General features: G+C 58.7%; 18 protein-coding genes. 12 read left to right on the forward strand and 6 right to left on the reverse strand.

What is annotated here, in order from left to right:
* Together NE637_RS05460 and NE637_RS05465 are read left to right on the forward strand one after the other, a co-directional pair.
* Positions 1-786, forward strand: a complete 786-nt coding sequence (locus NE637_RS05460; RefSeq protein WP_227118714.1) for an adenosylcobinamide-GDP ribazoletransferase — start codon at positions 1-3, stop codon at positions 784-786.
* Between the two features lie 58 nt (positions 787-844).
* Positions 845-1,423, forward strand: coding sequence for a nitroreductase family protein (locus NE637_RS05465; protein WP_227118700.1), 579 nt, complete (start codon positions 845-847; stop codon positions 1,421-1,423).
* A gap of 84 nt (positions 1,424-1,507) precedes the next feature.
* Here the strand turns inward: NE637_RS05465 and NE637_RS05470 are convergent, their stop codons facing one another.
* The 3 genes from NE637_RS05470 to NE637_RS05480 form a co-directional block, all read right to left on the reverse strand.
* The gene (locus NE637_RS05470) at positions 1,508-2,701 is read right to left on the reverse strand and encodes a glycosyltransferase family 2 protein (RefSeq protein WP_227118699.1); all 1,194 of its coding nucleotides are present in this window, start codon (positions 2,699-2,701) and stop codon (positions 1,508-1,510) included.
* A gap of 18 nt (positions 2,702-2,719) precedes the next feature.
* Entirely contained in the window at positions 2,720-4,429 is a 1,710-nt protein-coding gene (locus NE637_RS05475; RefSeq protein ID WP_227118698.1) for a cobyrinic acid a,c-diamide synthase CobB, read from the reverse strand.
* Between the two features lie 360 nt (positions 4,430-4,789).
* Positions 4,790-6,067, reverse strand: a complete 1,278-nt coding sequence (locus NE637_RS05480) for an IMP cyclohydrolase (protein ID WP_227118697.1) — start codon at positions 6,065-6,067, stop codon at positions 4,790-4,792.
* Between the two features lie 448 nt (positions 6,068-6,515).
* Between NE637_RS05480 and NE637_RS05485 the strand changes: the two genes are divergently transcribed.
* From NE637_RS05485 to NE637_RS05500, 4 genes are all read left to right on the forward strand, one after another.
* Positions 6,516-6,881: a hypothetical protein gene (locus NE637_RS05485; RefSeq protein WP_192112622.1), complete on the forward strand. Its 366-nt coding sequence runs from the start codon at positions 6,516-6,518 to the stop codon at positions 6,879-6,881.
* Between the two features lie 202 nt (positions 6,882-7,083).
* Complete coding sequence (locus tag NE637_RS05490; RefSeq protein WP_227118696.1) at positions 7,084-8,361, forward strand: adenylosuccinate synthase; 1,278 nt, start codon at positions 7,084-7,086, stop codon at positions 8,359-8,361.
* Between the two features lie 23 nt (positions 8,362-8,384).
* Complete coding sequence (locus NE637_RS05495; RefSeq protein ID WP_227118695.1) at positions 8,385-9,290, forward strand: DNA polymerase III delta subunit-related protein; 906 nt, start codon at positions 8,385-8,387, stop codon at positions 9,288-9,290.
* Between the two features lie 135 nt (positions 9,291-9,425).
* Positions 9,426-12,269: a transporter substrate-binding domain-containing diguanylate cyclase gene (locus tag NE637_RS05500; RefSeq protein WP_227118694.1), complete on the forward strand. Its 2,844-nt coding sequence runs from the start codon at positions 9,426-9,428 to the stop codon at positions 12,267-12,269.
* A 241-nt stretch (positions 12,270-12,510) separates the two neighbouring features.
* On the opposite strand, the gene NE637_RS05505 is transcribed toward NE637_RS05500, so the two are convergent.
* Entirely contained in the window at positions 12,511-12,987 is a 477-nt protein-coding gene (locus tag NE637_RS05505; RefSeq protein ID WP_192112618.1) for a hypothetical protein, read from the reverse strand.
* A 259-nt stretch (positions 12,988-13,246) separates the two neighbouring features.
* On the opposite strand from NE637_RS05505, the gene NE637_RS05510 reads away from it, so the two are divergent.
* The 6 genes from NE637_RS05510 (at position 13,247) to NE637_RS05535 (ending at position 19,683) form a co-directional block, all read left to right on the forward strand.
* Positions 13,247-13,690, forward strand: coding sequence for a DMT family transporter (locus NE637_RS05510; RefSeq protein WP_192112617.1), 444 nt, complete (start codon positions 13,247-13,249; stop codon positions 13,688-13,690).
* Between the two features lie 105 nt (positions 13,691-13,795).
* On the forward strand, positions 13,796-15,160 hold the full coding sequence (gene asnS, locus NE637_RS05515; RefSeq protein ID WP_227118693.1) for an asparagine--tRNA ligase: 1,365 nt from the start codon (positions 13,796-13,798) through the stop codon (positions 15,158-15,160).
* A gap of 224 nt (positions 15,161-15,384) precedes the next feature.
* Complete coding sequence (locus NE637_RS05520; RefSeq protein ID WP_192112615.1) at positions 15,385-16,431, forward strand: aspartate-semialdehyde dehydrogenase; 1,047 nt, start codon at positions 15,385-15,387, stop codon at positions 16,429-16,431.
* 61 nt (positions 16,432-16,492) lie between these two features.
* Positions 16,493-17,443, forward strand: coding sequence for an aminotransferase class IV (locus tag NE637_RS05525; RefSeq protein ID WP_256267611.1), 951 nt, complete (start codon positions 16,493-16,495; stop codon positions 17,441-17,443).
* On the forward strand, positions 17,443-18,681 hold the full coding sequence (locus NE637_RS05530) for a glycosyltransferase (protein WP_227118692.1): 1,239 nt from the start codon (positions 17,443-17,445) through the stop codon (positions 18,679-18,681). Before NE637_RS05525 ends, NE637_RS05530 begins: the two co-directional genes overlap by 1 nt.
* 93 nt (positions 18,682-18,774) lie before the next feature.
* Positions 18,775-19,683 (forward strand): PP-loop family protein, encoded by a 909-nt coding sequence (locus NE637_RS05535; protein ID WP_192112612.1) that lies wholly within the window; start codon positions 18,775-18,777, stop codon positions 19,681-19,683.
* A 65-nt stretch (positions 19,684-19,748) separates the two neighbouring features.
* Here the strand turns inward: NE637_RS05535 and fabF are convergent, their stop codons facing one another.
* Both fabF and NE637_RS05545 read right to left on the reverse strand, forming a co-directional pair.
* Positions 19,749-20,981: a beta-ketoacyl-ACP synthase II gene (gene fabF, locus NE637_RS05540; protein ID WP_227118691.1), complete on the reverse strand. Its 1,233-nt coding sequence runs from the start codon at positions 20,979-20,981 to the stop codon at positions 19,749-19,751.
* An 84-nt stretch (positions 20,982-21,065) separates the two neighbouring features.
* Entirely contained in the window at positions 21,066-21,494 is a 429-nt protein-coding gene (locus NE637_RS05545) for a MarR family winged helix-turn-helix transcriptional regulator (protein WP_227118690.1), read from the reverse strand.
* Between the last annotated feature and the right edge of the window lie 90 nt (positions 21,495-21,584).

Below are 21,584 nucleotides of genomic sequence, written 5' to 3' on the forward strand. Positions count from 1 at the left end.
GTGACATCCTGGCCAGGGCGCTTTCATGACGCCCTGGCTTTTTTGACCCGCCTAGTCCCTCCCCGGCCCTGCTGCACCGCAGATTCACTCAGCGCGGCCATGCCTTTTTTTGCCCCTGTGGGTCTGGTGCTTGGCGCACTTTGCACGGCAGCCGCCTTTCTCTGCCTGTGGCTCTTTGACGCCCCAGACACAGGCTTTGCGGGCCGCTGCCTTGTCGCCGCCCTTGCCGCCTGGGCCTGGATGCTTTGCGAAATATGGGCAACGCGAGGCCTGCACTGGGACGGATTATCAGACCTTGGCGACGCCACGAGCAGTGGAGCCAGCGGCGAGCGCTTCTGGGCCGTGCTGCGGGATAGCCGCCTGGGCGCTTTTGGGGCGCTGCATCTTCTTGTGGCCTTCAGCGGCTTGTGGCTGGCCCTCACATGGCAGCTTGCCAACGGCCAGTGGATTGCCCCCCTGCTCGCGCCCGCCTGGGGTCGCGCAGCCTGCATCTGGCTGGCGGCATATACAGTGCCGCACGATGAGCGCTCGCTCGGAGGCCTTGCCTGCGCTGGCTCAAGCCCGCAACTGGCCCGCTGGCAAGTTGTGCTGGCAACGGGCATGCTTGTGCTGGTTCTGCTGTTGGGCAATTGCCCATTCTGGCGCTTGCCCCTGCTGGCCTTTGGACAATTTCTGCTGATCCACAGCCTGATTGACACTACACGGGAACACGGCGGAGTTTCCGGAGATTTTCTTGGCGCGTGTATCCAGTGGAGCCAGTTGTGGTTCCTGTTGGTAACAGTGTAAGCTGAGTCTGACTGACGCAAACGACCGGGTTTGTCCCGGAAAAACCAAGGAGCCAGCTATGGATTTTAAAGCGCTTGCGGAAGCGGCCCGCACCTGCCGCCGCTTTTATGAAGACCAGCCGCTTGGCATGGCCGACCTGGAATGGCTTGTGGACTGCGCACGCCTCGCCCCCTGCGCCAAAAACGGGCAGGAACTGCGCTTCATGCTTGTGGGCAACGGCGAAACCTGCCAGAAGCTGTTCGCTCTCACCCGCTGGGCAGGCGCGCTGAAAGACTGGGGCGGCCCGCACCCCGGTGATCGCCCTACAGCTTTTGTGGTCATTCTTATGCCCAAGACCGGCAAGGAACTAACCTGCATGGATGTAGGCATTGCGGCCCAGACCATCCAGCTTGCCGCCACCAGCCGAGACTGGGGTTGCTGCATGATTCAGTCCTTTGACCATCAGGCCGCGCCTTCCCTGCTGAACGTGCCGGAAGACATGAAAATCGCTCTGGTGCTGGGCCTCGGCGTTGCCAAGGAAAAGCGCGTTGTGGCCCCTATGCCCGAGGGTGGCGCAACTGCCTACTGGCGCGATGCCGAAGGCGTCCACTATGTGCCGAAGCGGAGTCTTGAAGACCTGATCGTTGCACGATTCTAGGTCATTATCGCCTGAATTGATGGTAAAAATCGCGGTAGAGCTTGCCTCTACCGCGATTTTTTATATTTTCAGAGCCTGCCCTGTTCAGCCAGCATGTTCCACAAGCCACTGGCCTAGCAACTGTGCAAGAGCTGTATCGCCGTTGGCATAAGCCGCACGGCGCGCCTGCTGTACACGGACTTTTGCCATTGCAGGGTCGCCCGTGCCGCCCTCAAATACTGCCTGAGGATCAAGCTGCGACAACGCTTTGCACACCCGTGGGTCGGGCATGAGCCGCAGGCAGTCCATAAGCGTGCCCGTTGCGGCAACAAGGTCGCCCGCCTGCTCCTGATGCCGCGCCAGCAAGAGCCAGCCCTCAAGCCAAAGAGGTTCGGCACGCAACAAAGCCTTGCAGGCTTCGCTGTTAAAGGGCTTAGCGCAGAACTCCGCGCTGATGCGCTGCTGCTGTTCCTCGGGCAACACCATCCAGGTATCGAGATTTTCACCAATACGCAGGTCGTATCCGTCCAGTTTTGCCAGCACGTGTTCATCAGGGCGCACTGCCCCGCCTTTACGCTGCATGAGCAGGGTGCAATTTTCCCTGTCATGGGCAAAGCGGCCCGGCGTCCGGCTTGTATGATGGTAAATGATGCTGCGGCTCTCCACACGCAGTTTTAGTCCCTGCGCGCGCAGGGCAAAACACAGGTCAATGTCCTCAAATCCGTTGCGAAACCCTTCATGGAAGCCGCCGCAGGATTCAAACTGCGTTTTGCGCAGCATTATGGCCGCGCCGGTGATGGCCTGCAGGGGATGGGGTTTGCGGGCTGCGGCAAAGCTGCCGGGCAAGTGCTCGTAGAGGTGCCCCACCGCATTGAAGGGATTCACATAGATGCCGCAGTGCTGCACGGTGCCGTCAGGATACAGAAGCAACGGCCCAGCCGCGCCGATCTTGGGATCGGACATGACCGCACGCAAAGGCGGCAACCAGCCCGGGGTAAGCGTGGTGTCGTTGTTGAGAAAAAACAGCAGATCTCCGCCAGCCGCCCGAGCCCCGGCATTGCAGCCCCGTGCAAAACCCGCATTTTCAGCCATGCGCACGGCCTTGAATGCCGTGCCGAACAGGGCCTCGCCCAAGGGTCCAAGTTCTGAAGCCGTGGCATCTGTGGAGTGGTTGTCCACAACCACCACTTCCATGTTCTCGCCTGCGGAATGCTCGGCCAGCGAACGCAGGCAAGGCTCTGTCATGTCCCAGAGATTCCAGACAGGAATGACCACAGAAACACGGCTTGCTTCCGACATTTCAGCACCCTCCGGGCATCAGCGCCCCTGAGCAAAACGGGCGGCAGCCGCCACAAAATTGGGGGCCCAGCAAGGGACTGCCGGGGCAAAAATATGCGTGTACGAAGCCCAGACATTCTGCCGCAGCAGTCCGTCCAGTGCTGGCGCGCGGCTGGCTTGAGCCGCGTTGCCCATTTTCTGCCCGGCCTGCTCTGCCTCGCACCCCATGCCCTGCCCTTTGCGCAGGCGCAGGCCGTGTCGGGGAGCTGCGCCCTGCCAGCAGCAGCGCGAATAATGAAACTCATGCCCCAGAATTTCCAGCCCCTTGGGGAAAAATGGATTTTCCTCCACCACTGTGCCGTGCACGTAGCCAAGTCCCTGCGGTTTGCCGCAAAACTGGGCGACAACAGGGAAAATATTGCTCATGGGCCAGAGCACGCCCTCGCGTTCTATGCCTTGCGCCAGCAACATAAAACCGCCGCATTCGGCATAGATGGGCAGGCCAGCTCCAGCCCATGCGGCCAAGGTGCGCAGATGGGGTGAAGCGCTGAGGTCTGCCGCGCAATCTTCGGGAAAGCCACCGCCAAGGTAGAGGCCGTCTATTTCTCCAGCATCGGCATGCTGCGGTTTTTCACCGCGCAGTACAGGCCAGACGCCGGAACGCGGCCCCACGATTTCAAGCCGCACCAGTTCCGCTCCTGCGCGCTCCAGGGCCTCAAGATTTTCTTCATAATAAAACCACAGGGCGCTGTCGCGCACATAGGCTATGCGCGGCGGTCGGGCTGATTTGACGGCCTGCGCATCGGGCATCGTGCCGCCCGAATTTTCAGCCGGAGTGGAGGCATCCGTGAGCGGCGCTTCCTTTGGCGCTTCCGCAGAACTGAAACATTCCACCGCCATGCCGACCGCCACATATACCGGCCCATTGGCTGGCCAAAAAGGCTCGGCCTGTTCCGGCCAGGGATTGGCAATGGCCGCTGCGCGGGCAGCAGCCATCACGGCATCAAGATTTATGTGTTCGGCCACAAAGCCGCCAAGCTTGTCGAGCACCGCGCGCGCCTCGAGCGAAAGATCATCGCCGCAGGAGGCAATGCCCATGTGGCGTTCGGGCAGCGGGTTATCTTTCAGGCGCGGCAGGGCCCCAAGCACTGCCACATCCGTATATTCCTCAATAACCTTGCGCAGCAGGGCCTCGTGCCGTGCCGTGCCCACCTGATTGAGCACCACGCCCGCAAACTGCAGCCCCGGCTCAAAGGTTGTCATGCCATGCACCAGTGCCGCTGCCGTGCGCGTCATCTTTGTGCAGTTGATGCTGAGGATGATGGGGCAGCCAAGCATACGCGCCAGCTCCGCTGTAGAGCATGAGCCAGCCACATCCATGCCGTCAAAAAGCCCCCGGTTACCTTCAATAATGCCGAGCACTTCCACAGCGCCGCTTTGCGCCTGGGCCTTGCGCATGGCATGCGCAAACAGGGCCTTGAGGCGCCCTGGCTGGAGCATGTAGGGATCAAGATTGGTAGCGGGCCTTCCGGCGGCCATGGTCAGCCACGCGGCATCAATGTAGTCCGGCCCTTTTTTGAAGGGTTTGACCGTATGTCCCTGCGCGGCAAGCGCGCGCGTAAGCCCCAGAGAAAGCAGGGTTTTGCCGCCGCCGCCAGAAAGAGCCGATACGCACAGCCGGGGCATGGATGCAGCCGCTGAACCGCAGGCAGAGTGACAAAGGTCGGATTGTGGCAAGGAGTGCTGCATGCGGTGACCCTGTGGAGCAGTGCGCTCAATTATCATACGCCCAATTGTGTCGCACAAATATGGGGGCAGTTTTTGGATTCAAAGGCTTGCGGCCCGACCGGAACGCGAAAATCCACGTTGACCAGGCCGGGCCGCGCTACCTGACAGCGTCAGGGACAAATGCCATTTATCACAGTGCAGCGCAGATAAACATTTTCAGTGTTAATCTGCTCCAAGGGCTGTTTCTCAATAAAGATTTTGCGCCGAGGACAAGGAAAACAGTGTTTTTTACGACAGGAGTGGACTCTTTCTGTCCATGACTGGAGTAAAAAATGCTGGCTGACACAGTCCTCTGACAAAAGAATTATTGAAAAAAAATCCCTAGTGCTTGAAGGAGCGCTGCCCAGTAAACACCATGGCAACCTGCGGCTTGGCCTCGTTGCAGGCCATAATCACTTCCGCATCGCGCATGGAGCCGCCGGGCTGGGCAATGGCCGCAACGCCCTGGGCCACAGCTACGTCCACCCCGTCGCGGAAGGGGAAGAATCCGTCCGAAACAAGCGCTGACCCGGCCAGTCCGCCGTGGGAGGCTTCGGTGCGGCTTTCAATATCCGCAAGCTTGGCGGCCATTGCCGCATCGGTAGCGGCCTTTTCCTTGAGTTCGTAGAGCGACAGGCCCAGTTCGCGGAAGGCAAGCGTGTCTGCATACTTGGTATGCGCCTTGTGGATGGCGAGTTCCACGCAGCCCACGCGATCCTGTTCGCCCGTGCCGATGGCAAGGGTAGCGCCATCGCGCACAAAAATAACGGAATTGGACGTAACCCCTGCCTCCACGGCCCAGGCAAAGCGCAGGTCGTCCAGTTCCTGCTTGCTGGGAGCGCGGGCGGCCACAGAAACGCCTTCCTTGGTGGTGGCGGTGGCGGGCAAAAAGTCCTTGGCTTCAAGAATGCGGTTCACAAAGGACTTCTGCACAATAATACCGCCGTCAGCGAGGCTCTTGATGTCAAGAAAGGCCGAGCTGGTCAGCTCTTCAAGCCGCCCAAGGCCGGGCAGTTCCATGATGCGCAGATTTTTGCGGCCCTTGAGGATATCCACCACGCCTTCTTCAAAGGCGGGAGCGGCAACCACTTCAAAATAGTTGGCAGCAACAATTTCCGCAGCTTCGCGGGTAAAGGGACGGTTGACCACCACTGCCCCGCCAAAGGCGGCGATGCGGTCGCACCAGAAGGCCTTTTCAAGGGCCGCAGCAATGCCGTCATTGCTCCAGGCCGCGCCGCTGGGATTGTTGTGCTTCAAGATCACCGCCGCAGGGCGCTCGGTGAGGTACTGCAAAATATTGGCCCCGTTGTCCACGTCCGTAAGGTTGGTCTTGCCGGGGTGTTTGCCGGCCTGAATCATCTGGCTTTCGGTAAGTGCGGAAACAATGCCGTTGCCGGGACCGCGCCAGTTCAGACCGCCGCACGTAATGGAGCCTTCCTTAAGTGCGTAGAGGGCTGCGGGCTGGTCGGGATTTTCGCCGTAGCGCAGGCCCTTTTCCTCGTTGTCCAGCGTCCAGGTGCGCTTTTGGTAGACGAGTTTTTCATCGCCCAGAATGATGGTCATGGTGTCAGGGAAAGCGTCCTTGTGGACGGTGCTGTACATGGACTTGAGATCCGACATGCTTGCCTCCAGATGTTCGCCGATCAAGTGAGGCATTCGCATACCATAAAACATGCCGGACAACCAGCCCCGATTCGCTGCTGACGGCGGTTGGGGCGGCCTGGAGGTTGCGGTTCGGCAAAGCCCATCGGCAGGAGGCCGGGGATTCCATCAGTCAAGGAAGGCGCGCGGATAGCAAGGGGGAGTTTACTTTTATGGTACTCGACCCGCGACAGCCGAAGCCTGACGCCGCATGGCGGCAAACCTGCCCGGATTACAATGACAGGGCCAGAGCACGTTTGTTGTCAGTCAAGGAAGGCGCACGCCTGGCAAGGGGAGTGTACTCTTATGGTACCCGACCCGCGACAGCCGCAGCCTGACGCCGCCTGACGGCAAACCTGCCCGGCCCTCGCCCGCGTTGACGAAATTTCATGCGCACACTACAGTACCTCGTTACATGGGAGGTAATATGGAAAAGCTGCTTGTCAGGCTGGCCCAGCAACTGGACGCCATTGACGAAGCCTCGCTTATGTCGTTGTGGAGCAAGTATGCTACGACGGCCAGTCGCTTTGAACCCACCAAGAGGTGGGAGGAAGCTACGCTCGTATTTTCGCTGATTCAGGCTAAACGCTGGAAAAACCAGCTTTTCAACTACCACTGGGCCAGGCAGGCGCAGCCGCTTGGCAAGGAGCCTGAAGGCGCGGTCAATCCCATGCCGGAATTTGAGCTTGAAGGGCCGGAGGCCGCCCCGGCGGCCAGCAAGTGCAGAGTGCTTGAGTTTAAGCCCTCCAGATCGAGCGAAAGGGAACAGACTGACCCCAAGCCCGAAAGTTGACGCGCATGCAGGTTAGATGGCCCTGGATGGTCATTTGACTTGCAGTTGCATACGGGATACGTATCATCAAAGGCTTTGCGTCCCGCTTAAGCGGCAGTGGGGCCGTAGGGTAGACTCCCTTCGGTCGATCTGTCGCGTCCGGCGTACGAACGCGCCTTACATCACCCGCCGTTGCGCGGCGGCATTGCAGGCAGGTAACACCATGGCGAATACGGTCATCATCGGCGCTCAGTGGGGCGACGAGGGCAAGGGCAAGATTGTTGATATGCTGAGCGCCCAGAGCCGCGTTATCGTCCGCTTTCAGGGCGGCAACAACGCAGGGCACACCATCAAGGTGCAGGGCGAGGAAACCATTCTTCACCTTATCCCCTCCGGCATACTGCACGAAAACAAAATTTGCCTCATCGGCAACGGTGTTGTGCTCGACCCGCATGTGTTCCTGGAAGAAGTGGATCACCTTGCCGCCAGAGGCATTGACGTTTCACCCGCGCGCCTTGGCATCAGCAAGAAGACCCATCTGATCATGCCCTATCACAAAAGCCTGGATCAGGCCCGTGAAGCCAAACGCGCTGGACACAAGATCGGCACCACTGGCCGCGGCATCGGCCCCTGCTATGAAGACAAGGCCGCCCGGGTGGGCCTGCGCGCAGGCGACCTGACCGACCCGGATCTTGTTCGCGCCAAGGTAGCCCACGCCCTGCAGGAAAAAAACGTTCTGCTGCGCGAGCTCTACAAATTTGAACCTCTCGATGAAAACACCGTGAGTGAAGAGCTGCTGGCTCTTGCACCGCGCCTTGTTCCCTACCTCACCGAGGTGGAAGAACGCATGCAGGAAGTGCAGGCCGAAGGCGGCGATATCCTTTTTGAAGGCGCTCAGGGCATCCATCTTGATATCGACCACGGCACATACCCCTTTGTGACCTCGTCCAATACGGTGGCGGGCAATGCATCGGCTGGCTGCGGCATTGCGCCCTCGGCCCTGAACCGCATTGTGGGCATCGTCAAGGCCTACACCACGCGCGTGGGTTCCGGCCCCTTCCCCACCGAACTGCTGGACGACACAGGCAGCTACCTGCGCACCCAGGGTCATGAATTCGGTGCCACCACGGGCCGTCCCCGCCGTTGCGGCTGGCTGGATGCCGTGGTGCTGCGCGAAAGCGTTCGCCTGAACGGGCTCACGGACATTGCCCTGACCAAGCTTGACGTGTTGCAGAACCTGCCGGTGCTGAAAATCTGCGTTGCCTACGAATACAAGGGCAAGCGCCTGAGCTACCTGCCGCAGGAAGAATGCTCCCTTGGCAGCGTAACGCCCCTCTACGAAGAAATGCCCGGCTTTGAAGAAGACATCACCCAGTGCGCCAGCTATGAAGAGCTGCCCGCCACTGTGCGCGCCTATATCGCCCGCATTGAAGAACTGACGGGCGTCAAGGTTTCGCTGGTTTCGGTGGGCGCTGACCGCCGCCAGACCATCGTGCGCTAGGAGGCGCAGCGGCCTTACAGGTCATGAACACCCTGCTGCCCGCCATAGCTGATGCCGCCTTTGACCGGCTGAAGAGCGTACTCGACAATCTGGGTGCGACTCCACCGCAGGTATTGCTGCTTGAAGGCGGCAGCGAGGCCCAGCGCCTTGATGCGGCACGCTACTGGGCCGCCCGCATCAACTGCCCGCAGGCGGAAGCATCGGGCGCTCCCTGCCTGACATGCCCGGTGTGCATGCAGATTGCCGCTGGGGAGCACCTTGATCTGGCAGCGTATGATGGTCGCATAAGCAACCGTGAAGATGAAGAAAACCCTGGCCCTGTCCGTGCGTTCAACATGGAACGCGTGCGCGAACTCAAGGTTCGCCTGCGGGATGCTCCGCACGGGCAGGGACGCAGGGTTGTTATACTTATGGGGCTCAGCCTCACCCGCGACGAAGCTTCCAACGCCCTGCTCAAGGCCCTGGAAGAACCCTCTAGCACCACCGTCTTCGTTCTGCTTGCGCCCCAGCGCGAACAGCTTTTGCCCACCCTGGTTTCCCGCTCATTCTGCCTCACGCTGCCTTGGCCTGACAGCCGCGCCGATGATGAAGACATGCGCCCTTGGGAAGACGCCCTTGCGCAATTTCTTGTTCAAGGGCAAGGTTTTTTTGACCGTGTTGCTGCCAAGGGAGCTATCGACGCAGCAGGGGCTACCCGTTTGCTGCTGTGCTGCCAAAAGGCCATGAGCAGAATACTTTCAGACAGGCATGACCCGGCGCGCCCGCTGGATGCGGCTCTGGCCGGGCTGCGCGGCAAGGCCCGCGCGGTAGCCTGCCAATGGTTTGCCGAAGCTCAGGATGCCCTGAACTACGGAGTTACTCCGGCCAGAATCCTTGAGGCGCTGGCGGCCCGGCTTTTTGCCTTGCGGCGTATGGCGGGTCAATCGTAACAGGCGTTCTGCGTCACTGGGTTAAGGCATATGGGCAACAGGCATTTTTTCCTTCTTACGCTCCTGTTCTGCTTTGCCTTATTCTGCCCGCTGCAGATCACTGTACATCCGGCTTTAGCTGATCAGCAGCGCACCGTGCGTGTGGCGCTCCCCCCCATTTCGCAGTTTAACCGTGTAGAAAACGGGCAGGTTACGGGCTACATTCCCGACTATCTGGCGCAGCTCACCCGCTATACAGGGTGGAACATCACCTACGTTGTTGAAAAAGACTGGGCCGCCTGTCTTGCCGCGCTGGACAAGGGCGAGGTCGACATCTGCACGCCCGCCCGGTATTCGGCTGAACGCGCCCGCCAGTATCTCTACTGTGCATACGCCGGCGGCACTTCCTATACGGCCATTCTGGCCCCCAATGATTCACCGGTTATTTACGATGATCTGGAAAGCCTCGCGCAATTACGCGTGGGGAGCATGGGCAACCCCATCTGGCTTAAGGACTTTACCGACTTTATCATGCAACGCGGCGGCACAATGCCCACCATTGTGGAGTACCCAGGAAGGGAAGAGCTGCGGGAAGCCATGCACTCCGGCCAGGTGGACGCCATTCTGGAAACCGTACTCTCGTTGCGGAATGACGAAAAAATTCTGGCAAAGTGCAAGCTCACACCTTTTTTCTACATAGGTTCACCCAAAAACCCAAAACTTATACAGGAACTTGAGCAGGCCATGGTGCAGCTCAAGATGGAGCAGCCCGATCTGGAGTATCGCCTGGGGCGCATGTATCTTCCGCGCATGTTTCAGACGCCGCTTTCACGGGCGGAACTGGCTTACATTGCCCAGCAGCCGCCCCTGCGCGTGGGCTATGATCCTGACCGCAAGCCCTATTCGTGGCAGGACCCTGTGACCGGGAACGCACGTGGCATCCTCCCGGACATCCTCCGCGATGCATCGGCGCGTAGCGGTTTACAGGTCACTTTTGAACCTTATGCTGTACGCCCCGCAAATTTTACTGAGGCCTATACCCAGAATAAACTGGATATGGCCTTTGGTTCGTTTACCTCTTCAGCCCTTCAATCGCACAAAAATTTTCGCCTGACCGCACCGCTGACACGCAGCAGCCTGTATCTTTACGCCAAGCCCGACACAAAACTTGAACAACAGTCGTTATTCACACTGGCAGTACCGGCAAGCATCTATAATGCAGCAGAGTACGCCTCCCACGCATTTCCCAATGCGGTAATCAAGCTTTTTCCTGATGAGGAAGCATGCCTGACTGCCGCTGGCCGGCGCGAAGCCAACGCCATCCTGGGCAATTCCATGGTTCTCAATAACCTTACGAGCTCCCCGCGTTTCAGCGAGTTCAACCCTGTCACCAGCTACAGCGATGTTGAAGAAGCGCGCCTGACCATCAGGCCGGGGCTGCCCGATATGTTGCTGGGCATTTTGAACAACCTCCTGCTGACCATTGACGAAAAGAGCCGAACCCAGATCATTTCCAGCAATATAGCAGCGGCAGCTACTTCTCCGACTCTGGCGGATATTGTGTATGAAAACCGCTCGCTGCTGATGGTTGTAGCAGAGCTGATGCTCTTTGTTTCCGCTCTTGTGGCCTACGCCCTGCACCTTCGCCGCAAAAGCCTGTCGAACCAGATTGCCAGCGAGCAGCGCCTTGCCCACATAGCCGACAACATCAACGGCGGCGTCATCAGCATATCTACAGAACTTCCCTTGCAGATTCTTGATGCCAACAACGGATTCTGGCAGTTGCTTGGCTACGAGGCCGACAAGCCGCAGACTACCGCGTTTATTGATCTGCTGCATGCTGACGACACAAAAAAGCTGCTCGACATGCTGGCAGACAAAAAAAACGGCCCTGTGACAAACACCACGGAACTGAGGCTTCGCCACAAGGATGGCCAATGGCTGCCCCTGCTGTTGCGCGGCACATTTTCCGGCGATGAGAATGCGCACCGCTCCATTGATTGCGTGGTGGTGGACATCACCGAGCAAAAGCGCATGCAGGAAGAGCTTGAGCAGGAAAAAGAGCGCTACCGGATACTGCTTGAGCAGTCGCAGGACATTTTTTTCGATGTGGATACCGAAAAACGCCAGTTCCGCTGTTCGCCGAACTTTTTGCTGAAATTCGGCAGGGAGGCCACGCCCCTCTTTAACGAAACCGGCCGCCCAACCAACAGGCACATCATCCATCCTGAAGATCTGCCCGCCCTCAACGAACTGCGGCGGCGCATCCGCAGCGGCAACCCCACTGCTTTTGCAGTCATGCGCATCCCCACTGCCGAGGGGCGCTATATCTGGTGCCGAGTGCAGGCCACACGCATCAGCAAGCAAGACGCACCCTTGCGCCTTGTGGGTAAAATTGTTGATATTGATGAAGAAGTGAGACGCCGTGCCGAGCTTGAGCGCCGCACCCAGCGCGACAGTTTGACGGATCTCCTGAACAAGACCGCCTTCCGCGACAAAATATGCGCAGCCATGCCCGCCAAGCCGCAGCAGGATAAGACAGACGCGCTCCTGTTCCTTGATCTGGATAATTTCAAGCTGATTAACGATACCTTTGGGCATGTCAGGGGCGATGCCGCCCTGCTTGAAGCCAGCGATGCCCTCAAGCGCATCTTCCGCAATGCTGATGCTGTGGGCCGTTTCGGCGGCGATGAATTCTGCGTTTTTGTCAGGGATATCACCCGCGCAGCGCTCAAGGAGCGGGCCGAGGCCCTGCTCTCAGAACTGCACAAATTTATCGAGCACGAGGGTCAGCGCGTGGAGATCACCACGAGCATAGGCATCTATCTGTTTGACGGCACCGAGGCGTCTTACGATGTGGCCTTGCACCGCGCGGACAATGCGCAGTATCTGGCAAAACAGGCTGGAAAGAACTGCTACCGCTTTTATGATGAAACCCCTGAAGCCTGGGCTGACGATACGGATACAGCCAAGCAAGTTAGCGAAAGCGCAGCGACGTAATCCCTGCAATGAACATTTGGGACGCGTCTTATTTTGCCGCTATACATAAAAAGGCTTCCCGCCACGTGGGAAGCCTTTTTATTTGCGCCACAAATTTCGGCGCGCGCGGGGTTGGAAGGAAGCTTGTTCGATTCAGCCGTACACTCCCGGCTCTGGTTCGAGCCATCAGATCAGCCGATAAAATTCACCAGTCTCAATGCTCGTCAGCATGTTGCTGCAAGCGCCAAGCATTGGCCTTTTGTTACTTCCACAGGCTGCTGTATTTGGCGGCTATGCCGTCAGTACGTTCCACCAGTTTGTCCACCAGACCATCCACATCTTCCACGCTCGCCGTGCCAAGATCCCGGGCCAGCAGGTAGCCAAGGTAACCACGGCCCTGCTTGAACACCCAGCATACCGAATACACAGACCCCACAGCGGGGCGACCGGCAAATTCAGGCTGCGTGCTCACCATGACGTAGAGCTTGGGGATGTCTTTTTCTTCATCATCATTGAGGGTGAACAGGCTGCTCTGGTTGAAGCGCTCCTTGAGCTTGGTGCCGAGGCGCGCGCCAATGCTGTCTGTGCCTTCCAGCGACACGCTGACCGTGGTCACACGGTCAACGGTCTTTTCGGGCTTGTCCTGCACGGGTTTGCCTGCCTGTGGGGTAGCCGCAAAGGCCGCGCCCGTGAGCGCCAGAATGCATATCAGGGTAAAAACGCCAAAAAATTTTTTCATGCCTATCCCTCAATTTCAGAATATACCCGCTGTCAGCGAATGCCGGGGCAAGGACACCAGAACGCCCGCAGGAAACTGATTTGTTCTTGACCTTGATCCATTCTATATAATCTTTAGAAAAAGGTGAAGCGGGTATTTTTTCATGCGCAAACTGGCAAAAATGTATATAATCCGCGCCCTGACCAGATTGGCCTTGCCTGCCGCCATGTTACCGCGCTCAAGCCCATCGGGGTAATGACACCGATCAAAGGATTTTTTCATGAAGCACATTCTTTTATTGCTGGCTTTTGGGGCCGGTTGCTGCCTCCCTGTGCAGGCGGGAATAAACACCTTGTTGCGGCGCTTTCTGGGCGAACCCATGCAGGCTGCGCTTGTTTCATTTGCCGTGGGCACGCTGGCGCTGTGGGTATACAGCCTGGCGGCAAGGCACACATGGCCTTCCATTTCGCAGCTTTCCGCTGTTCCGTGGTGGATGTGGACAGGTGGTGTGCTTGGCGCAATTTTTGTGAGTTGCACCATCTTTCTTGCCCCCCGGCTGGGGGCTGCCACCATGACCGCCGTCATGCTGTCGGGCCAGCTGGTGGCCTCCGTGCTGCTTGACCATTATGCCCTCGTGGGCTTTCCCGAGCACCCTGTTTCGCCACTGCGCCTTGCGGGCATTGCCCTGCTTTTTGCGGGCGCATGGCTTGTGCGGGTCTTTTAACGCAAGGTGACGCCAGCACAGGGCTTTCACTGCACGCGCCATCTTGAGCTGCGACGCACTAAGAGCTACAGTGTCTGCAAATTGCCGCATCACAAGGAACATGCCATGCAAAGAACCCTTATCATAGACGCTCTCGCAGCGACCGAAGCGCAAGCCTCCATCACCATCTGCGGCTGGATCCGCACCCGCCGCGATGCCAAGGAATTTTCTTTTGTGGAGCTCAACGACGGCTCCTGCCTCGGCAACATGCAGTGTATTGTTGACGCGGGCACCACCGCCCACGCGCAGCTTGATCAGGCCGCCACGGGCGCCGCCATCAGCGTTACGGGCGAACTTGTGGCTTCGCCCGGCAAGGGGCAGATGTGGGAAATCAGGGCACAGAGCGTTACTGTTTTCGGCCTGGCTGATCCCGAAACTTTCCCTTTGCAGAAAAAACGCCATTCTGATGAATTTTTGCGCACAATTGCGCATCTGCGTTCCCGCACCAACAAATACGGCGCGGCCTTCCGCATCCGTTCCGAAGCGGGCCAGGCTGTGCATCAGTTTTTCCAGAGCCGCCGTTTTTCATGGGTGCATACGCCGGTGCTCACCGGAGCGGACTGCGAGGGCGCGGGCGAAATGTTCCGCGTCACCAGCCTTGAACCCGGCGACAAGGATGTAGCCGCCGATTTTTTTGGCCGCCAGTGCAACCTGACTGTTTCCGGCCAGCTTGAGGCCGAGGCCCTCGCCATGGGCCTTGGGCGCGTGTACACATTCGGCCCCACCTTTCGCGCCGAAAATTCCAATACGCCGCGGCACGCCGCCGAGTTCTGGATGATTGAGCCGGAAATGGCCTTTGCCGACCTGCAAGACCTCATGGAACTGGGCGAAAGCCTTACCCGGCACGTGATCGAACACGCCCTCGCCCACTGCGAATCCGACCTCAAGCTCTTTGACAGCTTTGTGGACAAGGGCCTCATTGAACGCCTCAAGGGCATGGTGGCTGCGCCCTTTGCCCGCGTTTCGTACACGGAAGCCGTGGAAATCCTGCAAAAATGCGGCAAGGAATTTGCCTTTCCTGTTTCATTCGGCACGGACCTTCAAACCGAGCACGAACGCTATCTGGCGGAAGAGCATTTTAAAAAGCCTGTGGCTGTGTATGATTACCCCAAGGAAATCAAAGCCTTCTACATGCGTCAGAATGACGATGGCAAAACCGTTGCCGCCATGGACATGCTGGTGCCGCGCATCGGCGAACTCATCGGCGGCTCGCAACGCGAGGAACGCCTTGACCGCCTGACCGCCCGCATTCAGGAGCTTGGCCAGAATCCGGAAGATTACTGGTGGTACATGGATCTGCGCCGTTTCGGCACAGCGCCCCATGCCGGTTTTGGCCTTGGCTTCGAGCGTCTGCTCATGATGCTGACCGGCATCACCAATATTCGCGACGTCATTGCCTTCCCCCGTACTCCGGGAAATCTTGAATTCTAGAACGATTCCGATAGGATACCTTTTGGCCAGCCTGTTGCGAAAGCGGCGGGCTGGCTTTTTTCAACCCGCCTGTACGCGAACCGCAAAAAACGCAAAAAAGCCCGAGGCAGCGCCGTAGCTGGGCCGCCATGCCCTTCACATTTGCCTTTTTGCCGGGTATAGTACGCGCTCACCTTTTTGGAGGCATCGAGCCGCCGCCCATCGCCCAAGGAGAGCGAAATACCATGAGCAAGAAGCTGACTGTAGCCGTTGTAGGCGCCACAGGCGCCGTAGGCCGTGAAATGCTCAAGACCCTGCACGAAAGGGACTTTCCCGCCACTGAAATACGCGCCTTTGCGTCCGCCCGTTCTGCGGGCACCAAGGTGCCGTATGGCGACAAAGAGCTGACCGTGCAAGAGCTTAAAGAAGATGTCTTTGAGGGCATTGATTTGGCCATTTTTTCCGCCGGCGGCAGCACTTCGCAAAAATTTGCCCCGCATGCGGCCAAGGCTGGCTGCGTGGTGGTGGACAATTCCGCTGCATGGCGCATGGACGACCGCTGCCCCCTGGTGGTGCCGGAAGTCAACGCCCACGCCCTTGAGGGCCACAACGGCATCATTGCCAACCCCAACTGCTCCACCATCCAGATGCTGGTGGTGCTCAAGCCCCTGCACGACGCCGTCAAAATCAAGCGCGTTGTGGTTTCCACCTATCAGGCGGTTTCCGGCACCGGGCAGAAGGGCATTGAAGAACTGGAACGCCAGGTGCGCGACCTCTTCAATGGCCGCGACCCGGAATGCAATACCTATCCCTACCGCATTGCCTTCAACGCACTGCCGCACATCGATGTCTTTCTTGATAACGACTACACCAAGGAAGAAATGAAGATGGTTCATGAAACCGTCAAAATATTTGAAGATCCTTCGGTCAAGGTTACGGCCACCTGTGTGCGCGTGCCGGTGTTCTACTGCCACGCCGAATCGGTGAACATTGAAACCGAAAAGAAACTCACAGCCAAGGATGCCCGCGTCATGCTTTCGCAGGCTCCCGGCGTGCGCGTGGTCGATAATCCCCGCGAACTCATGTACCCCATGCCCTCCTACTGCGTGGGCGAGGATGAAACCTACGTGGGGCGCATCCGCGAGGACGAAACCATTGAAAACGGCCTGAACCTCTGGATTGTGGCCGACAACGTGCGTAAGGGCGCAGCCCTCAACGCCGTGCAGATCGGCGAAGAACTGATCAAGCGCGATCTGCTGCGCGTGACCGACAAAAACGTGTTCCTGAAGTAATTGCCTACGGGCGCGCGGGTCTCGTTGATCTGCGCGCCCGTGCGCTTTGGAGGCCTTTGCGGTGCAAGCTGTAGACGCTGAAACATATCTCAAGGCCCTGCTTTCCGCGCCCCGGCCAGGGTCGGAGCAGGTTCTCGCTTTTTATGACCACCGGGTGGGGCATATCTGCACCGACCCGCGTCTTCTGCTGCTGCCCCTTGATGACCATATCTGCCATCGCGGCGACGGCCTTTTTGAAAGCATCAGTTTTCGTCAACGCACAATTTTTGGGCTGGATGCGCATCTGGCCCGGCTGGTGGACGGCGCTGCGGCCCTTTCCATCACGCCGCCCTGCACATGGGAAGCCCTGCGCCAGCACATACTTGATGTGGCCCTTGCCGCAGGCGTGGACAATGGCGACTTGCGCGTTTTTCTGAGCCGAGGCCCCGGCGGATTCGGCATTTCACCCGCCGAATGCCCCCAGGCTGGCCTGTACATTGTGGCCCTCAAAAAGGCCCTGCCCACGGCGGCCTTCTATGAAAAAGGCCTCACAGCCTTTGCCAGCGCCATCCCGCCCAAGCAGAAATATCTGGCCCGCATCAAGAATACCAACTATCTGCCCAATGTGTTCATGGCCATGGAAGCCCGCCAGAAGGGCATGGACGTGGCCGTGACCTTTGACGAAAACGGCATCATGGGCGAGGCGGCCGTGGCCAACGTGGGCCTTGTGGACGCGCAGGGCCGCCTGCTCTGCCCTGAAATCAGGCGCATTCTGCCGGGCACCACCCTGCTGGCCGCCATGGAAGTTGCCGCAGAGCGCATGCCTGTCGTGCAGATGCCCATTCCCCGCGCAGCCATAGACAGCGCCAGTGAAATGCTGCTGTTCACCAGCTCCACCCTTTGCGTGGGCATCACCCATTTTGACGGCAAGCCCGTGGGTCATGGCGCGCATGCTGGCAAGCCCGGCCCTGTGGCCCTGTGGCTCAAGGATGTTCTTTTGGACTATATGCTGAAAAAAGGCGCGCCCCTCTGATGCGTGTTCTGCTTATTGCCCTGCAACAGACCACTGACGGCCCCGCCTCACCCGAAGAGCAGCGCCACTGGACAGAAATGGGCGCGCCCATACGCCTTGCCCGGCTGGAAGAAGACCACGCGCTGGCCCTGGCCTGCGCCATGCGAGACGGCGGCAGGCTGGCCCCCATGCTGCTGTGCCAGAAAAATTCGCGCCTGCACCGCCGCGCCGCCGCGCTGAACCTGCCCATACTCACGGCAGGCGGACCAATGGATTTCATGCGTCTGTGGCTCTGGCAGCGCAAGCACAAGCACCTTTTGGTGCAGACTTTTGGAGAAAGCGGCATGCCCCTTGGCCGCCGGGTGCTGATCATGCGTCCCCCGGCCTCCACTCTTTTGAGCCATGCATTTCTGCTGCGCGCGCCGCGCCCGGAAGTCTGCTTTGGCAAGGGAATGCTGGCAGCCCACAAAATACTTTGCGGCTCCAGTTATGTGCGCGACCGCATTGCCAAAGCCAGCGGCATCACCGAGGGCGAAACGGCATGGCGCGGTCCCAAAAACCGCGCGCTGCCCCTGCCGGGCGACACGCTCACACTGGCAGCGCCGGGCATGAGCATTGAAGGTTTTGAACCTGCGCCCGAATGGCCTGCTGAACCCGCAGAGGATCAGCGTTTTGTTTTTTGCATGGGTGATGCCCTCACGCCCCGCTCGGGCGCGCATATTGTCATCCGGGCCATGGCCGCCATCTGGCAGCGCCGCGATTTGCCCGCATGGGAAGTACGCGCCGCCGGGGGTGGCCCCCGCTTTCTGGAAGTACTGGACGAAGCGGAATCGCTGGGCGTGCAGTCGCGCCTGTGCCTGCTCAACGAGCAAAGCCTGCCGCACCTGCTGCGCACCTGCCATGCATGGATAGCGCCCGGCTCCGCGCCGGACGAACTGCCGGAAACACTCGGGGCTGGACTGGCGGCCCAAACGCCCGTCATCTGCGGACAGAGCGCCCTGCATGAGCAGCGGCTTGCCGTCGCCCCTGATGCCGCCTGCATGTTTGAAGAAAACAATCCGCAATCGCTGGCCGAATGCATGATAAACGTCATGACGGATGCAACCCAGCGCCGCCGTATTGTGGAAGCGGGCAACGCATTGCGGCCCGGTCTGAGCCATGAATCCTTTGCCCTTGCGACCTGCACCCGGCACGAAGGCTGGTGCAGTCAGCTTGGCTGGCTTGAAAAAAGCGGTCAGCCGCAAGCCCCGCAACAGTAGTAAACAAGCAACGATCATCAGCGCGCCCCGCGCCAGTGGCGGCAGCATGCCGCCTGAGCGTGAGGCAATACCGCAAACACATACAGGAACCGTATGAAATGTAAAATCTGCAAAGCCGAGGCCGTGGTGGCCCTGCGCAGCCACAACGCCGCCTTTTGCCCTGACTGTTACAAGGATTTTTTTGCCCGCCAGGTAGAACGCGGCATTGAAGGCCAAAAGCTGTTTACCCGCGATGAACGGGTGCTGGTGGCCCTTTCTGGCGGCAAGGATTCCCTGGCGCTCATGCTCGAACTCTCCCGCCAGGGCTACAACGTCACCGGCCTGCACATTGATCTGGACATTCCGGTTTCTTCCGCCGCGGCGCGCGGCGTGGTTGAACGCTTCTGCGCCAAGCACGGCCTCAAGCTCATGGTCAAGGAAATGGCCGCAGAAGGCCTCTCCATTCCGCTGGTCAAGGAAAGGCTGCACCGCCCCATCTGCTCGGCCTGCGGCAAGATCAAACGCCATTTCTTCAACAAGGTCGCCCTGGACGAAGGCTTTGACGCCCTTGCCACGGGGCATAACCTGGACGATGAAGTGGCCCGCCTTTTCAGCAACACCCTGCGCTGGGATACCTCCTATCTTTCAGATCAGGGGCCGCGGCTGGAAAGCGAACACGGCTTTTCGCGCAAGGTTAAGCCCTTGTGGCGGCTCTCGGAATTTGAAACGGCCAACTACGCCTTTCTTATGGGCATAGAAAACCACTACGCCCCCTGCCCGTACAGCCCCGGCGCGAGCTTCACCACGCTCAAGGGTCTGATGCAGAATCTCGAGGCCGCCATGCCCGGCCGCAAGCTGGATTTCTATCAGGGTTTTCTCTCGCGCGGGCGGCCCGTTTTTGCCCGCCGTGAGGCGGAGGAAGGCCTGGAACTGGCCCCGTGCACGGAATGCGGCTACCCCACATCTTCCGGCGACCGTTGCGGCGTGTGCCGCATACGCGCCGCCCTGCTTGACGAGGGCTAGAAGGAACATCACTTTGTGCAAAACGGCCCGGCAGATGCCGGGCCGTTTTGCATGTTTACTACCGTCTATTCTTCATATTTCCTGAAGACGAGCGAAGCGTTATGCCCCCCAAAACCAAAAGAATTGGAGAGCGCATAACAGGTAGATGTTTGTTCGGCCCGGTTGCAGATATGCGGGATATCGCACTCGGCATCGGGTGCATCCAGATTTATTGTCGGCGGCAACAGGCCATGCCGCAAGGCCTCAAGAGTAATGATGGCTTCTATGCCGCCAGCCGCCCCAAACAGATGCCCTGTCATGGACTTTGTGGCGCTGACCTTTACCGTTTCAAGTCTGTCGCCAAAAACGCTCCTGATTGCTGCGGCTTCAGACCTGTCGCCTTCTTTTGTTCCTGTGGCGTGGGCATTGATGTAGCCAATTTCTGCCACGGAAGCGCCGGACTGGCGGATGGCGATTTCCATGGCCCGCGCTCCGCCCAGAAAGTCTGGCGATGTGATATGCCCCGCATCGCACGTTGCACCGTACCCAACCACCTCGCCAAGGATTGTCGCCTCACGGCGGCGGGCATGTTCCTCTTCCTCCAGCAGCAACACAGCAGCGCCCTCAGCCATAACAAAGCCGTCACGCCCGCTGTCAAAGGGACGGCTGGCCTGCTCCGGCACATCATTGCGGGTTGAAAGAGCCTTCATGCTGGAAAAACCCGCCAGCAAAAACGGCTGAATGCCAGCATCGCTTCCGCCTGCCAGCATGACATCCGCCTGCCCGTGGGCGATGCTCAAAAATGCCTCGCCGATGGCATTGTTGGCAGTGGCGCAAGCGGACACAGGCGCATAGTTCGCCCCTTTAAAACCCGTCCTGATAGCAACCACGCCCGAAGCCATGTTGACGATCATCATGGGAATCATGAAAGGCGAAACCCGCCGTGCGCCTTTGGCCAGAAATGCTTCATGATTTTTCATGATCGTTTCTATGCCGCCGATGCCAGAACCCACATAAACCCCGGCGCGTTCCGGATCCCAATCGGCACCTTCCAGACCGGACATTTCAACGGCCTGCAAGGCCGCAGCAACGGCAAACTGGATATATTTGTCGTATTTTTTTGCGTCCTTTGCACAAAAATACGTTTCAGCCAAAAAATCGTCCACCTTCCCGGCGATTCTCACCGGGGATTCATCAAACGCGGGATCGTCCATATACCTGATGCCGGATTTTCCGGAACTGATGTTCTTCCACATGGTTTCAGGGTCGTTTCCTGAAGAAGATATAACCCCAAAGCCTGTTACAACTACTTTACGCATGGCGTCTCCTGGCCTGTTAATTTATATGTATATACATGAATATGGATGCACCAAGCCCAATACACTCACAATTTGCAGTCTGCACTAGGCGCTGTCCTTTTCTGCAATACGGGAAACCTTGAGCAAAAGTCGCAGCAATTCCTGAACATCATCGTCCCCCAATTCTGAAATCATAAGCTGCTGCGCCTCTTCCCAATGGGGGTGGGCTTCTTTGAGGCTGTCTGCACCAAGGGCCGTCAACTGCATGATCTTTTTGCGTGAATCCGCCGGGGCCGGGGCACTCGCAACAAACCCCATTTTTTCCAGCTTTTCCACATTTCTGGTCACGGTTGTCTGGTCAATGCCCAAAACCCGGCCAATCTCCGTTATCGAAGGCTCCTCCAGACCAGCAATCGCCCGCAGCAAACCATACTGGGTGATACGCATTCCCTTGCGCGCCAGAAATTTGCCGTAAAGCTGGTTGAGTTGCCGATCCGCCTTTCGGATTTGGAGAAAAAGACAAGGCAGTTGCATGGGTGCTCCGCGTTTTCATGTATGTACATACATTATTCGATGTTCGCCGCATGTCAATACCGGGCAATGCGCTTGACTTCGCTATAATTT

Origin of the sequence: Desulfovibrio desulfuricans (assembly GCF_024460775.1) — a bacterium.
Classification (GTDB): domain Bacteria; phylum Desulfobacterota; class Desulfovibrionia; order Desulfovibrionales; family Desulfovibrionaceae; genus Desulfovibrio; species Desulfovibrio desulfuricans_E.

Excerpts from the sequence above, each read along its gene's own strand:
- NE637_RS05465 (WP_227118700.1), top strand. The coding sequence starts at position 845 with ATGGATTTTAAAGCGCTTGCGGAAGCGGCCCGCACCTGCCGCCGCTTT.
- NE637_RS05470 (WP_227118699.1), bottom strand. The coding sequence starts at position 2,701 with ATGTCGGAAGCAAGCCGTGTTTCTGTGGTCATTCCTGTCTGGAATCTC.
- NE637_RS05475 (WP_227118698.1), bottom strand. The coding sequence starts at position 4,429 with ATGCAGCACTCCTTGCCACAATCCGACCTTTGTCACTCTGCCTGCGGT.
- NE637_RS05480 (WP_227118697.1), bottom strand. The coding sequence starts at position 6,067 with ATGTCGGATCTCAAGTCCATGTACAGCACCGTCCACAAGGACGCTTTC.
- NE637_RS05485 (WP_192112622.1), top strand. The coding sequence starts at position 6,516 with ATGGAAAAGCTGCTTGTCAGGCTGGCCCAGCAACTGGACGCCATTGAC.
- NE637_RS05490 (WP_227118696.1), top strand. The coding sequence starts at position 7,084 with ATGGCGAATACGGTCATCATCGGCGCTCAGTGGGGCGACGAGGGCAAG.
- NE637_RS05495 (WP_227118695.1), top strand. The coding sequence starts at position 8,385 with ATGAACACCCTGCTGCCCGCCATAGCTGATGCCGCCTTTGACCGGCTG.
- NE637_RS05505 (WP_192112618.1), bottom strand. The coding sequence starts at position 12,987 with ATGAAAAAATTTTTTGGCGTTTTTACCCTGATATGCATTCTGGCGCTC.
- NE637_RS05510 (WP_192112617.1), top strand. The coding sequence starts at position 13,247 with ATGAAGCACATTCTTTTATTGCTGGCTTTTGGGGCCGGTTGCTGCCTC.
- asnS (WP_227118693.1), top strand. The coding sequence starts at position 13,796 with ATGCAAAGAACCCTTATCATAGACGCTCTCGCAGCGACCGAAGCGCAA.
- NE637_RS05520 (WP_192112615.1), top strand. The coding sequence starts at position 15,385 with ATGAGCAAGAAGCTGACTGTAGCCGTTGTAGGCGCCACAGGCGCCGTA.
- NE637_RS05530 (WP_227118692.1), top strand. The coding sequence starts at position 17,443 with ATGCGTGTTCTGCTTATTGCCCTGCAACAGACCACTGACGGCCCCGCC.
- NE637_RS05535 (WP_192112612.1), top strand. The coding sequence starts at position 18,775 with ATGAAATGTAAAATCTGCAAAGCCGAGGCCGTGGTGGCCCTGCGCAGC.
- fabF (WP_227118691.1), bottom strand. The coding sequence starts at position 20,981 with ATGCGTAAAGTAGTTGTAACAGGCTTTGGGGTTATATCTTCTTCAGGA.
- NE637_RS05545 (WP_227118690.1), bottom strand. The coding sequence starts at position 21,494 with ATGCAACTGCCTTGTCTTTTTCTCCAAATCCGAAAGGCGGATCGGCAA.